The sequence below is a fragment of the Calidithermus terrae genome (assembly GCF_003574345.1).
In the GTDB taxonomy this organism is placed as follows: domain Bacteria; phylum Deinococcota; class Deinococci; order Deinococcales; family Thermaceae; genus Calidithermus; species Calidithermus chliarophilus.
On the sequence record NZ_QXDL01000011.1, the window covers coordinates 1 to 17,978 of the forward strand.

General features: G+C 69.3%; 17 protein-coding genes and 1 pseudogene. 3 read left to right on the top strand and 15 right to left on the bottom strand.

The window, feature by feature from the left end:
- The 8 genes and pseudogenes from Mterra_RS02490 to Mterra_RS02525 all read right to left on the bottom strand — a co-directional run.
- A pseudogene (locus tag Mterra_RS02490) lies at window positions 1-198 on the bottom strand (alpha-galactosidase); the annotation flags it as partial.
- The gene (locus Mterra_RS02495) at window positions 173-1,480 is read right to left on the bottom strand and encodes an MFS transporter (protein WP_245971491.1); all 1,308 of its coding nucleotides are present in this window, start codon (window positions 1,478-1,480) and stop codon (window positions 173-175) included. The pseudogene Mterra_RS02490 and the gene Mterra_RS02495, both read right to left, overlap by 26 nt.
- The gene (locus tag Mterra_RS02500) at window positions 1,462-2,271 is read right to left on the bottom strand and encodes a carbohydrate deacetylase (protein WP_245971492.1); all 810 of its coding nucleotides are present in this window, start codon (window positions 2,269-2,271) and stop codon (window positions 1,462-1,464) included. Before Mterra_RS02500 ends, Mterra_RS02495 begins: the two co-directional genes overlap by 19 nt.
- Entirely contained in the window at window positions 2,268-4,208 is a 1,941-nt protein-coding gene (locus Mterra_RS02505; protein ID WP_119313725.1) for a beta-galactosidase, read from the bottom strand. The genes Mterra_RS02500 and Mterra_RS02505 overlap by 4 nt, the downstream gene beginning before the upstream one ends.
- A 135-nt stretch (window positions 4,209-4,343) precedes the next feature.
- Window positions 4,344-5,180: a carbohydrate ABC transporter permease gene (locus Mterra_RS02510; protein WP_119313726.1), complete on the bottom strand. Its 837-nt coding sequence runs from the start codon at window positions 5,178-5,180 to the stop codon at window positions 4,344-4,346.
- Entirely contained in the window at window positions 5,181-6,032 is an 852-nt protein-coding gene (locus tag Mterra_RS02515) for a carbohydrate ABC transporter permease (RefSeq protein ID WP_119313727.1), read from the bottom strand.
- A gap of 77 nt (window positions 6,033-6,109) precedes the next feature.
- Entirely contained in the window at window positions 6,110-7,381 is a 1,272-nt protein-coding gene (locus tag Mterra_RS02520) for an ABC transporter substrate-binding protein (RefSeq protein ID WP_119313728.1), read from the bottom strand.
- 260 nt (window positions 7,382-7,641) lie between these two features.
- Window positions 7,642-8,415: a DeoR/GlpR family DNA-binding transcription regulator gene (locus tag Mterra_RS02525; RefSeq protein ID WP_119313729.1), complete on the bottom strand. Its 774-nt coding sequence runs from the start codon at window positions 8,413-8,415 to the stop codon at window positions 7,642-7,644.
- 78 nt (window positions 8,416-8,493) lie between these two features.
- Here Mterra_RS02525 and Mterra_RS02530 point away from each other — a divergent pair, with 78 nt between their 5' ends.
- Together Mterra_RS02530 and Mterra_RS02535 are read left to right on the top strand one after the other, a co-directional pair.
- Entirely contained in the window at window positions 8,494-9,036 is a 543-nt protein-coding gene (locus tag Mterra_RS02530) for a GNAT family N-acetyltransferase (RefSeq protein ID WP_119313730.1), read from the top strand.
- An 8-nt stretch (window positions 9,037-9,044) separates the two neighbouring features.
- Entirely contained in the window at window positions 9,045-9,911 is an 867-nt protein-coding gene (locus tag Mterra_RS02535; RefSeq protein WP_119313731.1) for a hypothetical protein, read from the top strand.
- Between the two features lie 187 nt (window positions 9,912-10,098).
- Here Mterra_RS02535 and Mterra_RS02540 read toward each other — a convergent pair whose 3' ends face one another.
- From Mterra_RS02540 to dtd, 6 genes are all read right to left on the bottom strand, one after another.
- The gene (locus tag Mterra_RS02540) at window positions 10,099-10,911 is read right to left on the bottom strand and encodes a carbohydrate ABC transporter permease (RefSeq protein WP_119313732.1); all 813 of its coding nucleotides are present in this window, start codon (window positions 10,909-10,911) and stop codon (window positions 10,099-10,101) included.
- Window positions 10,908-12,032: a carbohydrate ABC transporter permease gene (locus Mterra_RS02545; protein WP_119313733.1), complete on the bottom strand. Its 1,125-nt coding sequence runs from the start codon at window positions 12,030-12,032 to the stop codon at window positions 10,908-10,910. Before Mterra_RS02545 ends, Mterra_RS02540 begins: the two co-directional genes overlap by 4 nt.
- A gap of 66 nt (window positions 12,033-12,098) precedes the next feature.
- Window positions 12,099-13,334, bottom strand: a complete 1,236-nt coding sequence (locus Mterra_RS02550) for an ABC transporter substrate-binding protein (protein WP_119313734.1) — start codon at window positions 13,332-13,334, stop codon at window positions 12,099-12,101.
- 35 nt (window positions 13,335-13,369) lie between these two features.
- On the bottom strand, window positions 13,370-14,563 hold the full coding sequence (locus Mterra_RS02555) for an ROK family transcriptional regulator (protein ID WP_119313735.1): 1,194 nt from the start codon (window positions 14,561-14,563) through the stop codon (window positions 13,370-13,372).
- A 153-nt stretch (window positions 14,564-14,716) separates the two neighbouring features.
- Window positions 14,717-15,148, bottom strand: coding sequence for a response regulator (locus Mterra_RS02560; protein WP_119313736.1), 432 nt, complete (start codon window positions 15,146-15,148; stop codon window positions 14,717-14,719).
- Between the two features lie 109 nt (window positions 15,149-15,257).
- Entirely contained in the window at window positions 15,258-15,722 is a 465-nt protein-coding gene (gene dtd / locus Mterra_RS02565; protein WP_119313737.1) for a D-aminoacyl-tRNA deacylase, read from the bottom strand.
- A 34-nt stretch (window positions 15,723-15,756) separates the two neighbouring features.
- Here dtd and Mterra_RS02570 point away from each other — a divergent pair, with 34 nt between their 5' ends.
- Window positions 15,757-16,689 carry a PLP-dependent cysteine synthase family protein gene (locus Mterra_RS02570; RefSeq protein WP_119313738.1) on the top strand — a complete coding sequence of 311 codons (933 nt, stop codon included), beginning with the start codon at window positions 15,757-15,759 and terminating at the stop codon, window positions 16,687-16,689.
- Here the strand turns inward: Mterra_RS02570 and Mterra_RS02575 are convergent.
- Window positions 16,686-17,513: a DegV family protein gene (locus Mterra_RS02575; RefSeq protein WP_119313739.1), complete on the bottom strand. Its 828-nt coding sequence runs from the start codon at window positions 17,511-17,513 to the stop codon at window positions 16,686-16,688. The two genes, Mterra_RS02570 and Mterra_RS02575, sit on opposite strands and share 4 nt — an antisense overlap.
- Window positions 17,514-17,978: the final 465 nt, after the last annotated feature.

A 17,978-nucleotide genomic window follows, 5' to 3' on the forward strand; every position in this document is an offset into this window, starting at 1 on the left:
CTGCATGGGGACGGGCGGGGGCTCGAGCTCGAGCCACGTCGCCAGGCTCCAGCTCTGCCAGCCGTGGCGGTAGAAGCGGGCGGGGGCCTCGGGCTGGTTGAGCTGCACGGTGCCCCCGTGCAGCAGGTAGCCCGTCCCGGCCGCCTGGCTGGACTCGGCCTGGATCTCGAGTTCAAGTCCGGCGAAGATCAGTCGCACCTTTCACCTCCCAGGGGAACTGGCGCGCCACCAGCGCGGCCAGCGTCAGGGCCACGAAGGGGATCACGCCCATGAAGAAGCGGAAGGCCTCGCCCGCCTGGGTGCCGGGGTTGGCGCCGCTGTAGTAGCCGAACAGCGGGCCCAGCAGGGCGAAGCACAGCCCCAGCAGCACGCCCGAGATGCGGGTGATGAAGCCGTAGACGCTGTAGTAGATGGCCTCGCGGCGCCGCTGGGTGGCGTCGGCGTCGCGGTCGATGATCTCGGCCAGCACGATCTCGCCCAGCACGCTCACCCCGCTGTAGCCGACGGCGAGGAGGCAGCCGATGGCGATGGCGCCGTAGAGGTTGAGGGGCAGGGCGAAGAGCAGGCTGGCCGAGGCGAACAGCGTGATCGCCAGGATCCACGCGGGCTTGATGCCGCGCCACAGCGCCACCCGCGCCCACACCGCCACCAGCGGCAGCGAGAGGATGAACACCGGCCCCAGCAGCAGCGAGGCCTGGCTGTCGGGCAGGCCCAGGGCGTACTTGACGTAGAAGGGGATCCCGGCCTGCAGCAGGCCCAGCACCAGGCTGATCAGGCTCCCGGCGGCGGCGAAGACCCAGAAGGGGCGGTTGCTGAGGGTGATGCGGAAGGCCTCGACCAGCCCTAAGGGCTCGGGGGCCTGGGCCTGGGGGTCCTCGCGGGTGCTGGCGATGGTGAAGCTCACCAGCAAGACCCCCACCGCCGCGCAGACCACCGCCATGCCGGTGAAGCCCAACTGGTCCTTGAGCAAAGGCACCAGCACCACCGCCAGCAGCAGCCCCACCACCTGAAACGCCTGCTTGACCGCGCTGGCGCGGGCCCGGGCGTCGGGGCTGCGGAAGAGCTCGGGGAAGAGGGCGGAGTAGTTGGTCCAGGTCATGGCCGCCGCCGTCTCGAAGAGCAGGATGCCGACGAGGAAGTAGTAAAACAGCAGCCCGCTCTCGCGGACCGCCTCGGGCGGGGAGAAGACCACCACCAGCATCAGCATGTACAGCGGCAACCCCGCCATCAGCCAGGGGCGGCGCCGGCCCAGGCGGCTTTTGGTGCGGTCGGACCAGTAGGCGAAGAAGGGGTCGTTGAAGGCGTCCCAGACCGAGTAGACGGCGCGGGCCAGCGCCAGCAGCGCGGCCGCGAGCCCCAGGAAGTCGGTGTAGAAGTACCACAGGTACAGCCCGAAGGCCTGTCCGGGGAAGGTCAGGCCCAGCATCCCGATGCCGTAGGTCAGGGGCGTGCCTCGAGTGCTCATACCGCTCCTCTCCATACCTCCCGCACCTCCCTCCAGGTCAGGAGCTCGAACTCGCCGATCACCCGCCGCACCTCGGGGTCCTTGAGGGCCTCGAGGTCGGCCTTGCGGCCCTGCCAGTCGCCCAGGGACTGCCCCTCGGCGTCGGCGCAGGCGGCGTGGTGGATGAGCTGGTAGACCCCCGGCCCCAGGCCCGACAGCGCCTGCAAGTACCACTCCCGCCGCTGCTGGGGGGGAACGCCGTAGCCGTCCACCACCGTCACCTGCGGCAGGGCCGAGCGCTCGCGCAGGGCCTGCAGGGCGGCGAGGAAGTCGGGGGGCAGGCGGACGTCGTCGAGGTTGCCGGGGATGAGCGCGGGCAGCCGGTACTCCCCGGCCAGCCGCACGTAGATCTCGGCCAGGTCGGGGCGCAGCAGCGCGCCCATGTGCGAGTCGAGGTGGGTCACGTCGAAGGCCCGCAGCGCCGCCTCGATCTGCGCGCGCAGCTCGGCCTCGACCTCGGCCGCCGCCAGGCGCGGCCAGGCGTCCTCGAGGGTGCGCCAGAACAGGCCCTGGGGGTTGCGCAGGCTCGAGCCCGGGCTCAGGGGGTGCAGCTGCATGGAGTCCTGGCCGCTGGTGAGCGTCAGGTGCACCCCCAGGTCGGGGCCCGAGACCTCGCCCACGCAGCAGCCCATCATCATCACCGAGCCGGTGGGGAAGCCCAGCTCGCGGTAGGCCCGGTTCTGGGCGTGGCTCAGGCCCAGGTCGTCGTGGTGTACGATCAGGGCCCGCTTGCCCTGGAGTCCCAGCTTGATCCACAGTTCGTTCACGTGCGCCTCCACGCACTGACCCCGTAGGCATCTACGGTAGGCCCGCCCAGGACGAACTCGGCGCCTTCGGGAGCGGGGACAGCCTGGGGGTGGGGCGCGTAGTTGAAGGCGAAGGTGAGGTCGCCGCGCCGCCGCAGGCGCAGGCCCTCGGGCAAGGGGTGAGCGCGGAGGCCCAGGCTGCCGGCCAGGCGCCCCAGGTAGGCGGCGAGGAACTCCCGGGTGGGCCAGAAGGCCAGGTAGCGGAGGTTATTGTTCTGGAAAATCGCGCCCTTGCCATCAGCAAAATTGCCTATCGGCTCGAGCGCCGTTTCGACCCACTCGCGCCAGACGGACGAGCGGTAGCGCCCCCCCTCCCACTCGACCTCGAAGTCCACGCCCGGCCGCAGCGACTCGACCCGCACCACCTTGACGGGCAGCAGCGCCTGCAGCGGCCCCGGGGGCAGCTCGGGGGGGATGCCCAGGGATTCGGTCTTGGAGCCCGTGCGCGGCCCGAGCACCACGGCGGCCTGGGCGGAGCGCAGGGCCTCCAGCGTCTCCTCCCGCACGATGGGGGTGCTGGGCACCACCACCAGGCGGTAGCCCTGTAGGCTCCCCCCCGGCCTCACGAAGTCCACGTCCAGGCCGAGCGAGCGCAGCGCCTGGTAGAAGGTCCAGGCCAGGTCACGGTAGCTGAACTCCTGGCCCTGGGGCTGGGCGCGGTAGAGCCAGTCGGCCTCGTAGTCGAAGACCAGGGCCACGGGGGCCGGGTGGGTGGGGGGCAGCTCGAGCGCCCCCAGCTCCCGCGCGACCTGCTCGGCCTCGAAGTAGCCCACGTCGGGCCGGAAGTCGGGGCGGTTGAGCCCGGCGTGGAACTGCTCCTGGGCCTGGGGGAACTGCCGCCAGCGGAAGTAGCTCACCACCTCGGCCCCGTGGGCGAAGGCCTCCCAGGTCCAAAGCCGCACCATCCCGGGCGCGGGCGAGGGGTTGTGGGCGGCCCAGTTGACCGGCCCCGGCTGCTGCTCCATCACCCACCAGCGGGGCTTAACCCCGCGGTAGAGGTCGTGGTGGAAGGCGGCCATGTCGGGGTGGCCGGTGCGGGCGTAGCGCAGCTTGTCCTGCTGGCTCACCGGCAGCACGTCCATGTCGGTGAAGCCCAGCGGGTAGCTGTCCCAGCTTGCCACGTCGAGGTCTTCGGCCAGCTTGAAGTGGTCGAAGTCGGGGGTGTAGCCCATGAAGTTGTGGGCGATGAAGCGCCCCGGCGAGTGCGCGCGCAGGATCTCGACCTGCGCGCGGTTGTAGGCCGCGACCTGCTCGGAGGAGAAGCGGTAGAAGTCGAGCCAGTGCGAGGGGTTGGCCTCGGTGACGGTGAGGTTGGGCAGCTCGACCTCCTCGAAGCTCTGGTACTCCATGCTCCAGAAGACGTTGCCCCAGGCCGCGTTGAGCGCGCCGACGTCGCCGTAGCGGGCCCTCAGCCACTCCCTAAACGCCCGCAGGTCCTCGGGGCCGTAGCTGCGGGTGGTGTCGTGGCAGCCGTACTCGTTGTCAACCTGCCAGCCCGCCACGTGGGGGTTGTTCCCGTAGCGCCGGGCGAAGAGGCTGACGATGCGGCGGGAGTGCTCGAGGTAGCTGCGGCTGGAGAAGCTGTAGTGCCGCCTCGAGCCGAACCTGCGCACCCGGCCCTGGACGTCGTAGGCCAGGACGTCGGGGTGCTTGTCAACGAGCCACTTGGGCGGGGTGGGGGTGGGGGTGCCCAGCACCACCTTGAGCCCCTCGCGGCCCAGGGTCTCGATGGCCGTGTCGAGCCACTCGAACTCGAGGTGCCCCTCACGGGGCTCGACGCGGCTCCAGCTAAACTCGCCGACGCGCACGTAGGTCAGGCCCAGCTCGCGCATCCTCCGGGCGTCCTCGGCCCAGCGCTCGCGGGGCCAGTGTTCGGGGTAGTAGCACACGCCTAGCATCCGGTCCTCACAGGTAGGTCTCGACGAAGTTCATAAGGGCTGAAATCCGGGCGAAAGCGGGAACTCAGGGGTGTTGGGCGCTGGGCCGCCATCGGCCATCGGCTACCGGCATTTTTCGCGCCGGGCGACCCCATGTCAGTCCTTCACCCCCCCCGCCGCGATCCCCGCGATGAACTGCCGCTGCAGGAAGATGAAGAGGACGAGGAAGGGCACCGTCATCAGCACCGCGCCCACCATGATCCCGCCCCAGCTCACCCGCGTGAGCCCGATCAGCGAGCCCAGCGCCACCGGGGCGGTGAGGGCGGCCTTGTTGTCGGGGGAGAGCACCAGTAAGGGCCAGAGGTAGTCGTTCCAGGCGGTGAGGAAGAGGATGAGGGAGAGCGCGGCCATGGCCGGGCGCACCAGCGGCAGGGCGATCTGGAAGAAGATGCGCCACTCCCCGGCCCCGTCGATGCGGGCGGCCTCGAGCAGGCTGCCGGGCAGGCTGAGGAAGCTCTGGCGCATGTAGAACACCCCCAGGCTGTTGGCTAGGGCGGGCAGCACCACCGCCCAGTAGGTGTTGGTGATCTTGAACTCCCGCGCGATGAGGATGTACTGCGGGATCACCACCACGAAGTAGGGGATGGTGAGGGTGGCGATGACGACGGTGAACAGCGCGGTGCTGCCCCAGAAGCGGAAGCGGGCGAAGGCGTAGCCCGCCAGGCTGGTCAGCAGCACCGAGAGCACCGTGTAGATGAGCGAGACGGCGATGCTGTTGAGCAGCGTGCGCGAGAAGTTGGTGTCGGCGTTGAGGTTTTGCAGGTTGGTGAAGAAGTCGCCGCCCGGCAGGAGGGGGGTTGGGGTGCTGAAGATGTCCCGCTCGGGCAGCGTCGAGAAGACGAACATCAGCCACAGCGGGGCGAGCCACAGCAGGGCCAGGGGCACCAAAAACACGTGCAGCCAGACCGAGCGGATGAGCTGCTGGCGGCGCATTCAGTCCCTCCCGAAGAAGCGCAGTTGCATCAGCGAGAACACCGCCGCCAGCAGCGCCACCGTGTAGGCGATGGCGGAGGCGTAGCCGAAGTTGAAGCTGCGGAAGCCCTGCTGGTAGAGGTAGGTGCCCAGCGTCATGGTGGCGGTGCCGGGGCCGGAGTTGGTGATGAGGAAGGGCTCGGTGAAGAGCTGCAGCGTGCCGATGATCGAGAGCACGAAGCAGAACAGCAGCACCGGCCGGATGCCCGGCAGCGTGATCCGCAGGAACTGCTGCCAGGGGGTCGCCCCGTCGATGGCGGCGGCCTCGTAGATGTCCTTGGGGATGCTCTGCAGGCCCGCCAGGATGATGATGGCGTTGTAGCCCGTCCAGCGCCAGGTGACCACCAGGATGATGACGGTCATGGCCGGGCCCGGCGCGTACAGCCAGTCCACCGGGCCCAGCCCCAGCGCCTTCAGGCCCGAGTTGACCGCGCCGAAGTCGGTGTTGAAGATCAGGCGGAACACGGCGGAGTAGGCCACCGCGCCCACCACCACCGGGGCGAAGAAGGCGAAGCGGAAGAGCGGCCTGAACCTGAGCAGTTGCGAGTTAAGGGCCACGGCCAGCGCGGTGGCGAGGGCCAGCATCAGCGGCACCTGGATGAGCAGGATCAGAAAGGTGTTGCGGAGGGCGTCTTGAAAGGTGGCGTCTTGAAAAATGCGCCCCCAGTTGACCCCGGGGTTCCACGCCCAGGGGAAGGAGCGCGTGTCGAGAAAGGACAGGTAGATCGAATAGAGGATGGGCCACGCCCAGAACACGCCGAAGATGAGCAGGTAGGGGAGCAGAAAGGTGTAGGGGGTCAGGTTCCTCCGCACAGCTCCTCCACGTGAGAAGGGGTCGGGTCTTTTAGGGAAAGGGGTGGGGATGACTCCCCACCCCTCGAGCTCGAGGCCTACTTGGCGACGGGCAACCCGGTCGCGGACGAGATCTGCTTGGCGGCGTTGTCCAGGGCTTCCTTGGCGCTCTTGACCCGGCCGGCCACGTAGTCGGCCTGGGCCTTGACCACGATCTGGCGGGCTTCCTGGAAGTACTGGGTGCCGCGGGCCTGGGGCACGTCGCCCAGCGTGTCGAGGATGGTCTTCCAGACGGTCTGGCCGCCCCAGTACTTGCTCGCGGCGTTGACGTAGGGGTCCTTGAGGGCGGGCAGGTAGGAGGGCACGAGGCCGTACTCCTTGAGCATGGTCACCTGGCCCTCGGTGGTGGCGAGCGCGTGGCGGATGAAGGCCCAGGCGGCGGCCTTGTTCTTGGAGGAGGCGGGCAGGGCCAGGGCCGAGCCGCCCAGGTTGGCCGCGCGCACCCCGCCCTTCTTGGCGGCGGGCATGCGGAAGACGCCCCACTTGCCCTCGAGCTCGGGCGCGTTGGAGCGGATGGTGCCCTCGTACCAGCCGCCGAACATGCTGGTAGCCACCTTGCCGGCCTTGAAGGCCTGGATCTGCTCGTTCCAGCCGCCCTGCATCACCACGCCCGCGTCGATGAGCTTCTTGACGGTCTCGAGCGCGGTCACGCAGCCGGGCTTGTTGACGGTCACGCTCTTGGCGTCGTTGGAGAAGTAGAAGCAGCCGTTCTGGTTGGCGAGCATGCGGAACCACTCGTCGTCGGTGCCGTTGGCGATGACGCCCACCCTGGCGCCCGTCGCGGCGACGATCTTCTTGCCCGCGGCGATGTAGTCGTCCCAGGTCTCGATGGAGGCGGGGTTGACGCCGGCTTTCTGGTAGAGGTCGCGGCGGTAGAACATCATCACGGGGCCGGAGTCCCAGGGCATGGCGTAGGTCTTGTTGCCCACCTGGAGCTCGGTCCACTTGAAGGCCGGGAAGTTGCCCTTGAAGGCGTTGGCGCTGGGGGCGAGGGTGTTGAGGTCGGTGAAGCAATTGGGGAAGCGCGCCCAGAACACCTCGGCCTCGTTGTTCTCCACCGAGTACACGTCGGGCAGGTCGGTCCCGCCGGCGGCGCAGCCCGAGAGGCCCTTGTCGTAGACCTGCTGGTTGCCCAGGTCAACGATGTTGACCTTGACGTTGGGGTACTGCTTGTTGAAGCTGGGCACCGTGGCCTGGAGCGCCTTGGCCGCGATGTCCCACGACCACACCGTAATCTCGCCACTGACGTTGCCCTGAGCCATGCCCAGGCTCGCGGCAACCATCCCTAGGGTCATCAGCCGTTTGACCATAAGACTCTCCTCCCAGAATCCGAACAAATGCCCCTCGCGGGCACCCCGGTTGAACCATGCACAAGCCCGACCCAGTCAGCGAAACGCGTCGGTTCATGGGCGGCTTGGGGTTCAGGCGGAGTCTACCCAGCTTGCGTTAGCTTGTCAACACCTTCGAAAGTTTTCGAGACGTACTAAGTCATGCCGCGACGGGTGCGTGAAACGGCGCTCCCGCGCCCCCTCGAGCCGGGGCGAGGCCTACCGTCTCGGCCTGGAGCCCGTTAAACGGCGACCACCTCGAGCCCCGCCGCGCGGAGCTGCTCGAGGTCCTCGCCCCGGGCCTTGCGGCTGGTCACCAGCAGCCGCGCCGCCTGCAAGGGGCCGATCCGGGCCGCGGCGACCTGCATCACCTTGGAGTGGTCGGCGAGGAGGATGGACTCGCGCGCCGAGCGCATCATGGCCCGCTTGATCTCGGCCTCCTGCAGGTTGGTGTTGGTGAGGCCGCGCTCGGGGTGGACCCCGTTGCAGCCGATGAAGGCCTTGTCGGCGTTGACCTCCTGCAGCAGCAGCGTGCCGTAGGGGTTGACGAGGGAGTGCTGCTGGGGCCGCAGCGTCCCCCCGGTGACGATCACCGTGACGCCGGGGTGCGACTCGAGCATGAGCGCGATGTTGAGCGCGCTGGTCACCACCACCACGTTGCGCAGCCCCTGCGGCAGGGCCTTGGCGAGCTCGGTGGTGGTGCTGCCGACGTCGAGGATGACGGTCTCGCCGTCTTGGATGAGCCCGGCGGCGTACTGGCCGATGCGCTCCTTCTCGCGGGCGTGCACCTGGCGGCTGGCCTCGAGCGGCAGCTCGAAGCGCTTGCTCTCCGAGGGCACCGCGCCGCCCCGCGTCCGCCGCAGCAGGCCGCTGCCCTCGAGGTGCTCGAGGTCGGTGCGGATGGTGACGGAGGAGACGTTGAAGTGCGAGGCGAGGTCGCTCACGCGCACCTGGCCGTCCCTGCGCAGGATGTCCAGGATCTCCCGGTGGCGCAGCGTGGCTTCCAGAGAGGGCATAGCGAAAGCATACGAAAGTTTGTACAACTTTGCCAAGCCGCGCCCACCGGCGCGCGCTTTTCCGGTATAACCGTGCCTATGGTCGTGGACGTGACCACCTACTACCTCCGGATGCTCTCGCCCGCCGAATTGCGGCCCTCGAGCGCCGCGCTCGAGGGGCTCGAGATCCGCCAGGCCAAGATCCCCCTGCCCGAACTTAACCGCTTCTTCTACACCGCCGTGGGCGGGGACTGGTACTGGATCGACCGCCTGGGCTGGACCTACGAGCAGTGGCGGCAGTGGGTGGAGCGGCCCGAGCTCGAGACCTGGGTGGCCTACCTCGAGGGCACCCCCGCCGGCTACTGCGAGCTCGAGCGCCAGGGCGAGGCCGTCAACGTCGCCTACTTCGGCCTGATCCCCCGCTTCATCGGCATGGGCATCGGCGGGGTGCTGCTCACGCGCTGCCTCGAGCGGGCCTGGGCCATGGGCGCCGAGCGGGTGACGGTCAACACCTGCACGCTCGACGGCCCGCAGGCCCTGGCGAACTACCAGGCGCGGGGCTTCAAGCTCTACCGCCAGGAGACCGCGCCCAAAGAACTCCCCGACCGCCCCGTGGGGCCCTGGCCGGGGGCGCGGCCGTAGGGGGTGCCGTGAACATCCCCCGTTACTGGGCCAAGGCCGAGCGCGGCGTGAGCGTCGGCGGCCAGCGCTACCGCTTCGTGGCGTGGCAGGGCTCGGACGAGAGCCCCGAACACGCCCGCCTCCTCGCCGAGCGGGCCCTCGCCGAGCGCGTCGCCCGCAAGGAGCGCGGGGAGCGGCTGGGCCAGTACCCCAAGGGCGGAGCGCCCCTGCGGGAGGAGATCCTCGAGGAACTCACCGACGCCCGGGGGGAGCGCGTCGCGGTCATCACCCGCAACGCCGCGGGCTGCTTGGTGCTCAACACCGCCCGGGTCATGTTCATCGACCTCGACTTCGCCCAGGCCGCCTCCTTGGGCCGGGCGGGCTGCTGGGCGTTCGTGCGCTCCCTGTTCTCCCGCCCCCGCCCCGCGCGGCAGTCGCCGGAGGAGGGGGCGCTCGAGCGCGTGCGCGCCTGGCACGCCGAGCACCCCGGATGGGCCGTGCGGGTCTACCGCACCAGGCTGGGCCTGCGCCTCCTCGTGACCCACGCCCTCTTCGACCCGGCCTCGCCCGAGGCCCTGGCCGCCATGCGGAAGCTGGGCGCCGACCGGCGCTACGAGCTGCTGTGCCGCTCCCAGACCTGCTTCCGCGCCCGCCTCACCCCCAAGCCCTGGCGCATCGGCCTCAAGCGCCCGCCCGTGCGCTACCCCTGGGAGAGCCCATCCCAGGAGCGGGCGCAGCGCCAGTGGGAGCGCGCCTACGAGGCCAAGATCGGCGGCTACGACGTGTGCCGGCTGCTCACCACGCTCGGCTCAGCGGCCCCGCACCCCGAAGCCGAGCAGATCGTGCGGCTGCACGACGGGTACGTGCTCTCGAGCCTGGGGAGGCCGTTGGCTTGAGGTGGGTCGATAGCCGAACGCCGGTAGCCCAGTGCGGGTCGTGCGTCGTACGTCGAACGTCCTACGTCCTACGTCGAACGCCGAACGCCGAACGCAAGACGCAAAACGCAAGACGCAAGGCGCACAACGCAAGGCGTCCTGGCCCTTGACCCTTGACGGCGGTTCGCCGCGAGCCACAAGCTGACCGCTACCCCTTCACCGAGCCTGCCAGCAGCCCCCGGATGAAGTAGCGCCCCAGGAAGATGTAGACCAGGAGCGTGGGGAGGGCGGCTAACAGGGCTCCGGCCATGGGCAGGTTCCACTTCACGGCCTCGCCGCCGGCGAGCTGGGCGAGGGCCACGGTGATGGGCTGGTTGGCGGGGCTGCTGACCAGCGTCACGGCGAAGAGGAATTCGTTCCAGATCTGGGTGAACTGCCAGATGATCACCACCACGAAGCCGGGGACCGACAGCGGGAAGATCACGTTGCGGTAGATGCCCCAGAAACCCGCGCCGTCGATGCGGCTGGCCTCGACGAGCTCGTCGGGGATCTCGGCGTAGTAGTTGCGGAAGATCAGGGTGGTGATGGGCAGGCCGTAGACCACGTGCACCAGGATCAGGCCCCACAGGCTGCCGCCCAGCCCGATCTCGCGGATGAACTCGAACAGCGGGATCAGCACGGCCTGGTAGGGGATGAACATGCCGAAGAGCATGAGGGGGAAGATGACGTTGGCCCCGGGGAAGCGCCACTTGGAGAGCACGTAGCCGTTGACCGAGCCCAGGATCGCCGAGAGCAGCGTGCCCACAAGGGTCAGGACGAAGCTGTTCTGCAGCTTGGGCAAGAAGGCGTTCCAGGCCTGCGCGAAGCTCTCCCAGTGCCACAGGCGGGGCAGTTGCCAGGTGCTCTCGAGGGTGATCGCCGCCGGCTCCTTGAGCGCGGTCACCACCACCAGGTACACCGGCAGCAGGAAGAACAGCGTCGCCAGGGCCAGGATGCCGTACTGCACCACGCGCCAGATCACCGCCGCACCTCCTTGCGCAACTGGCTGTAGAGGTAGGGCACGATCACCAGCGCCACCAGCAGCAGCAGGATGGTGGCGATGGCCGCCCCGTCGGCGATCTTGTTCGAGCGGAAGGTGGTGACGTACATCAGCAGCGCCGGGACCTCGGTGGGGGCGTTGTCCACGCCGGTCATGGCCCAGATGAGGTCGAAGATCTTCAGCGAGATGTGGCCCAGGATGATCATGGCCGAGAGGGTGATGGGCGCGAGCATGGGGAAGATGATGCGGCGGTAGAGCTGCACCTCGCTGGCCCCGTCCACCCGCGCCGCCTCGCGCAGCTCCTCGGGCACCCCGCGCAGCCCGGCCAGGTACAGCGCCATGGTGTAGCCCGACATCTGCCACACCGCCGCGATGATGATGCCGATGAAGGCCAGGTTGAAGCCGTGGATCTCGGGGAAGGGCAGGAGCTGCACCCTGGGCCCGATGAACACCGCCCACCCGATGAGCAAGGCCGCGCTCCCCAGCGCGATCCAGCCCCGCCGCGCCTCCCCGCCCCGCAGCGCCGCGACGCCGATCCACAGCAAAATCAGGCCGATGAGCCAGGCGGTGAAGAGGGGCAGGTGGTTCCAGTCGAACTGCAGCACCTGCTGGCGGCTGGTGAGCCAGGCGAACTGCCCTTCCGGCAGGCCCACGGTGGCGGGCAACTGGTTGACGCCCCCCGCCGGCTGCAGCATCCAGCGCCAGATGGTGCCCGTCACCACGAAGGAAAGCGACATGGGGAAAAGGAAGATGGTGCGGAAAAAGCCCTCGCCCCTGGGGCTACGGTCGAGGATGATCGCCAGCGACAGGCCCACCAGCAGGCAACCCCCCACGAAGAAGACCGTGAAGAAGATGTTGTTGACCAGGTCCTGGCGGAAACGGCCGTGGATGAAGCCGCTGAAAAGCTCTTTGTAGTTCTCAAAACCCACGAACTGGAGCACCGGGTTGATGGCGAGCGCCTGCGCCGGGTCCTTGCCCCAGTTGGTCAGGGAGGTCTGGATGGTTTGGCCGATAAAGCCGTACACGAAAACGGCCAGCAAGATCACCGAGGGCAAAAGGGTGAGCACGGCCACCAGGCTGTCCAGGTTACGCAACCTCTTCATTTCTCGCCTCTCCCGCCCCCGTCCCCTCTCCCCTTCTTGGGGAGAGGGGGGTGGGGTGCGCGGTGTTTACCGGCCCAGGCGCACCTGGTCGGCGATGGCCTGCGCGGCGTTGGCGGCAGCCCTGGCGTTCTTGGAGCTGAGGTAGATCTCCATCACGGTGCCGAACTGGCTGCTGAAGGACTCGGGGGCCACGGCGCCGTGGACCAGCGAGCCCACGATCTTGTTGCTCTTCCAGTCGCGCGCCGCCGACTGCAGGTAGGCGTTGTACTTCGAGAGGTCGGAGTCGGTGCGGGCGGCGATGGAGCCCTTGAGCGGGTTGAAGGCGTCCTGGCCTTCCTTCGAGCCCAGCAGCTTGAGCCAGTTGAGCACCTGGGTGCGGTTCTTCACGCCCTTAGGCAGCCCGAAGGAGTCGGAGAGCATCATGAAGGTGCCGCCGGTGCTGGGGGAGGGGGCCCAGCCGAAGCCCTCGCCGGGCTTGAGCTTGAGGGTGGTCACCATGTAGCCCGCCGCCCAGTCGCCCATGATGTTGAAGGCCGACTGGCCCTGCACCACGCGGTCGGTGGCCTGCTGCCAGGAGAGGCCCGAGGCGTCCTTGTTGGCGCAGTCGAGCACCTTGCCGAAGGTGTCCCACACCGCGACGGCCTTGGGGTCGTTGAACTTGAGCTTGCCGTTCCAGAGGTTGGCGTAGCTGTCGGGGCCGAGCACGCCCAGCGCCACCGACTCCCACAGGTGCTGCTGGGTCCAGGCCTCGCCCAGCGCCAGCGGGGCCTCCACGCCCTTGCCCTTCAGCGTGGCGCAGGTGGTGAGGAACTCGGCCCAGGTCTTGGGCGGCTGTACGCCCCACTCGCGCAGCTTGGCGGGGTTGTACCACATGACGTTGGAGCGGTGGATGTTCACCGGCACGCTCCAGATGCCGCCGTTGTAGGAGAGCAGGTCGATGAGGCCCTTGGGGAACTTGGTAAGCCAGCCCTCGCTCTTGTAGAGGCTGCTGAGGTCTTCCATGCGCCCCGCGACCACCCAGGTGCCGATGAGCTCCTGCCCGGCGTGCACCTGGAAGCTGTCGGGCGGATCGCCGCCGAGCATGCGGGTCTTGAGCACCGCGCGCGCGTTGACGCCCGAGCCGCCGGTCACGGTGGCGTTGACCACCTCCACGTTGGGGTACTTCTTCTTGTACAGGTCGAGCAGGGCCTGCAGGGCAGGCCCCTCGTCCCCGGCCCACCAGGAGAAGATCTCGAGCTTCCCCTGAGCCAGCGATACCGACGCCAATGCGGTTGCTGCTAAAGCCAGTAGCCACTTGCGCATATGCTCCTCCTCAAAACGTGCCTTCGCCAATCGGTTCAGCCTAGGGCGCGGGGGGAGATTGGCGGGTTCCCTTCCCGGACGCCCCCGTTAGCTAAGAAGCGCTGCAGCACGAGGGCGGCAGCGCCCATAGCCGGAGCCAGGTGCCCGAACGCGCTGGGCCGGATGGGCAAGCAGGCGTGTTCGGGGATGAAAGCCAGTTCGCTCAGCCGCCGGCGGGTGGGGGCCTCGAGCCACTGCCAGGCCTCGGCCCCGGCCCCGCCCAGCACCACCACGGCGGGGTCGAAGGTGACGGCCAGGTTGGCGACGAGCCGCCCGAGCTGGCCGCCCAGGGCCTCGAGGGACTCGAGCGCCGGGCCGTAGCCCTGCCCCGCGAGCCCCAAGATGCCCCAGAAGTCCTCCGTGCGCCGGCTCAGGGCCTGGAAGTGCTGCTCGAGCGCGCGCAGCGAGAGCTCGGTCTCGAGGCAGCCCCAGCGCCCGCAACTGCACGGCCGGTCGCTGCCCTCCTTCCAGTGCCCCAGCTCCCCGGCCGCCCCGAAGTGCCCGCGGTAGACCTGCCCGTCCACCACCAGCCCGATGCCCAGCCCGGTGCCCAGCATCACGTAGGCCAGGGGGCTGTGGCTCTCGCCCCAGAAGGCCTCGCCCAGCGCCGAGGCGTTGGCGTCGTTCTGCACGACCACCCTCAGGCCCAGCAGGGCCTCGAGCTGCTCGGCGGGCGCGGCGTTGCGCCAGCCGGGGCCGGGGGCGTACACGAGGGTCTGGTCGTCGCGCACCACCCCGGGCACCGTGAGGCCCAGCCCCAGCAGGTGCTCACGCCCGGGGACGTGCTGCTGGATCTGCCGGGCGATGCGCTCGAGGCGCTGGGCGAGGGGCGTGTCGGAGGCTTCGGGCCACTCCAAAAGCTGCTGGGTCTGGCTGCCCAGGTCGAGCACGATCACCACGGTGTTCTTCACCCCGAGCTCGACCCCCAGCGCCAGCGCCCCCTGCGGGCGCAGCTCGAGCAGGATGCCCGGCCGCCCGGTGCCCGAAGCCGAGGCCTGCGGGCTGCCCTCGCTGAGCAGCCCCTCGCCGATGAGCTCCTGGGTCAGGCTCGAGACGGTGCTCTTGGTCAGCCCCAGCTCGCGCGCCAGGTCGGCCCGGCTCGAGGGCCCCCGCCGCCGGATGGACTCCAGCAGCAACCGGCGGTTTTGCCGTTTGATGGCTTGTTGATCCAAAGGCGAGTGCGGCGGCACGGCAGACCTCGAAGACCTGGGCACTTAGTAAGTTGACTGAACGAACCAAGCAGAGCCTAAGGCGGCCCCTCGCCCGTTGTCAAGTGGGCTGCTGGGACGAGGCGCGAACAGAGAAAGGGCGCGCGGCTCAGGAGGCCAGGGGTGGCGTGCTTTTCACGGCAGAGCCGAAGGGGGTGCGAGGGTGGGGGAGCTGAACCCGGGCGGCAGCACCTCACCCCGGACGGCTATGGCTATGGCGGCCAGCAGGTCGTCCAGGCCCACGGGCTTGTGGAGCACGCCCAGCACGCCCTGCTCGGCCGCCCTCGCCTCGATCGCGTCGTCGGTGGTGGCGGTGAAGAGCAGCGCGGGGGAGGCGGCCCCCGCCTCGCGCATCCGCTCGAGCAGGGTGAGGCCGTCCTGGCCGATGAGCTTGTAGTCGAGCAGCAGCAGGTCGGGGGCCGCGTTGTACACGCGGGCGAAGGCCGCGTCGGCGTCGGGGACGGCCGTGACCTCGTAGCCGGCGAGGGTCAGGGCTCGAGCCACGAAGGCACGGGTGGAGGTGTCGTCGTCGATCACGAGTATCCTGTACCGCCTGAGCCTTTCCATAGGTTGCCCCCTTCATCCGCTATGCTTTACCAGCCGGGGCTTAAAAATCGCTCAAATCCGCGAAGGCGCCGCTTCTTCGCTCGAGGCCCCGTGAAGGGCCGGCCGGCGGCTAGCCGCGCGCGGGGCGGTGGCGTTCGCTCGAGTCGAGCAGGATGGTCACCGGCCCGTCGTTGACCAGCTGCACCTTCATGTCGGCCTGGAACACCCCGGTCTCGACGTGCAGGCCCTGCTCGGCCAGCAGGTCGCAGAAGCGCTCGTACAGCCGCTTGCCCTCGTCGGGGCTGGCGGCCTCGCTGAAGCCGGGGCGGTTGCCCTTGCGGGTGTCGGCGTAGAGGGTGAACTGCGACACCGCCAGCACCTCGCCCCCCGCCTCGGCCAGGCCCAGGTTCATCTTGCCCTGCCCGTCGGGGAAGACCCGCAGCCCGGCGATCTTGCGGGCCAGGTAGGCGGCGTCCTCGAGCGTGTCCCCCCGCCGCACCCCCAGCAGCACCAAGAACCCCACGCCGATCTGGCCCACGGTCTGGCCCTCGACCACGACCTTCGCCTCGGAAACCCGCTGCACCACCGCGCGCATATACTGGGATACCTTACAACCCCCAGGAGGCCTTATGGCGGATGTCCGTAGCAGCATGCTCGAGGCGGTCGGCAACACCCCGGTGGTCGAGCTCGGCGAGGTGGTCCCCAGGGGGAGCGCGCGGGTGCTGGTCAAGCTCGAGTACTACAACCCCACCGGCTCCTACAAGGACCGCATGGCGCTCGCCATGGTCGAGGAGGCCGAGAAGCGCGGCGACCTCAGGCCGGGGATGAGCGTGGTGGAGTACACCGGGGGCTCCACGGGGTCGTCGCTGGCGTTCGTCTGCGCGGTGAAGGGCTACGCCTTCCGGGTGGTCTCCTCCGACGCCTTCGCCCGGGAGAAGCTGCGGACGATGGAGGCCTTCGGGGCCGAGTTGACGCTGGTGCCCAGCCAGGGCGGGAGGATCACCCCCGACCTGATCCCCCGGATGATCGAGAAGGCCCGGGAGATGGCGCGGGAGCCCGGCACCTACGCCACCGACCAGTTCAACAACGCCGACTCCCTCAAAGGCTACGTCCGCATCGGCCTCGAGCTGCTCGAGCAGACCGGCGGGGCGCTCGACGGCTTCTGCGCGGCGGTGGGGACGGCGGGGATGACCATGGGGGTCTCGAGGGCCCTGAAGGAGGCGGGGAGCCGGGCCAGGGTGGTGATCCTCGAGCCCGCCTCCTCCGCGGTGATCTCCACGGGGAAGGCCGGGGCCCACCACGTCGAGGGCGTCGGGGTCGGGTTCGTGCCCCCGCTGCTCGACCGGGCGCTGTACGACGAGGCCTGGGGGATCGACGAGCAGGAGGCCCGGGCCATGGCCCGCCGCCTGGCGCGGGAAGAGGGCATCTTCACCGGGACCTCGGGCGGGCTGAACGTGGTGGGCGCCCTGCGCCTGGCCGCCGTGCTGGGCGAGGGCCACACCGTGGCGACGGTGGCGTGCGACAGCGGGCTGAAGTACCTGGCGGGCGACCTCTACGCCTAGCGCGGCCCGGCGAAGATCGCGGAGGTGCCGGGGCCGGTGTGGGCCGCCACCGCCGCGCCGCACTCCCGCACGCCCTCGACCACCACGCCCTCCTGCCGGATGAGCCCGCGCAGGGTCTCGACGGCCTGGGGGTTCTCCGAGTGCGCCAGGATCACCCGGGCCCCGCCGGGGTAGTCCTTGTGCAGCAGCTCGGCCACGCGCTCGAGCCCCTTGTGGTAGCCGCGCACCCGCTCGCGCGGCTGCACGGTGCCGCCATACACCTCGAGGATGGGCAGGATCTTGAGCAGGCTGCCCACGAAGTGCTGCAAGCCCCCGATGCGCCCGCCCCGGTGCAAGTAGGTGAGGGTGGCGGGCAGCACGTACCCCCGGATCTTGGGGAGCAGGGGTGCGACGGCGGCCTCGAGGCCCTCCCACGGCACCCCCTGCGCCAGCTTGCGCCGGGCCTCCTCGAGCACGAAGTGCAGCCCGCCGTTGACGCTGAGCGAGTCGAGCACCTTGACGCGCTCGCCGAAGCGCTGGGCCACCGCCCTGGCCGTCGAGACCGTGCCCGAGAGCTTGGAGGAGACGTGCACCGACACGATGCGGTCGAAGGTGCCGAGCAGGCGCTCGTACAGCGCCTCGTAGTCCTGGGGCAGGGGCTGGCTGGTGCTCACCTTTTTCCCGCCGAGCTGGGCCTGCACCACCTGCTCCGGCCGGATCTCGACGTGATCACGGAAGGCCTTGCCCTCGACGATCACCTGCTGCGGGATGAGGTAGACCCCCTGGGCCTCCGCTTGCTCGGGGGTCAGGCCGATGGTCGAGTCCGCGACGAAGGCGGTTTTCATCCGGTTGGGGTCTGGGGCGGGAGACCCCGACCAAGCCGGGGTTTGGTCGGGGATGGATAGCCCCAGGCGCTCGTCGGGGCGCCGTACCCGCTCACCTCCTTTTTGGCAGAATCCTTCCCGGGAACGACGTTCCCGTGAACCTTGACCGTCGGGGTATGGGGTTCCCGGCACGACGTGGCCCGGCCGGGGTAAAACCCCGAGGGCTCGCCCCGAACGCACTCCCTACGGGGGATGGCTTTGAACGGGGCATGTGCAATGCCCGGAGAGCAGGCTCGATGGGCAGGGGCCGTCGTAAACCGGCCCGGATCCTGGGGGTGTCGTCCGTGCATCGTCCTCCCTCGGAAAGCCCCTACCGGACTGCGTAGCGGTTGGTAGGGGTAGTTTACAGGACCTCCTGCCGTGAAGTGGGCCACGGGTTAAAAAGTCGATGGTCCGTCGGCGTCTGGCGTTCGGCTCTCAGCTATC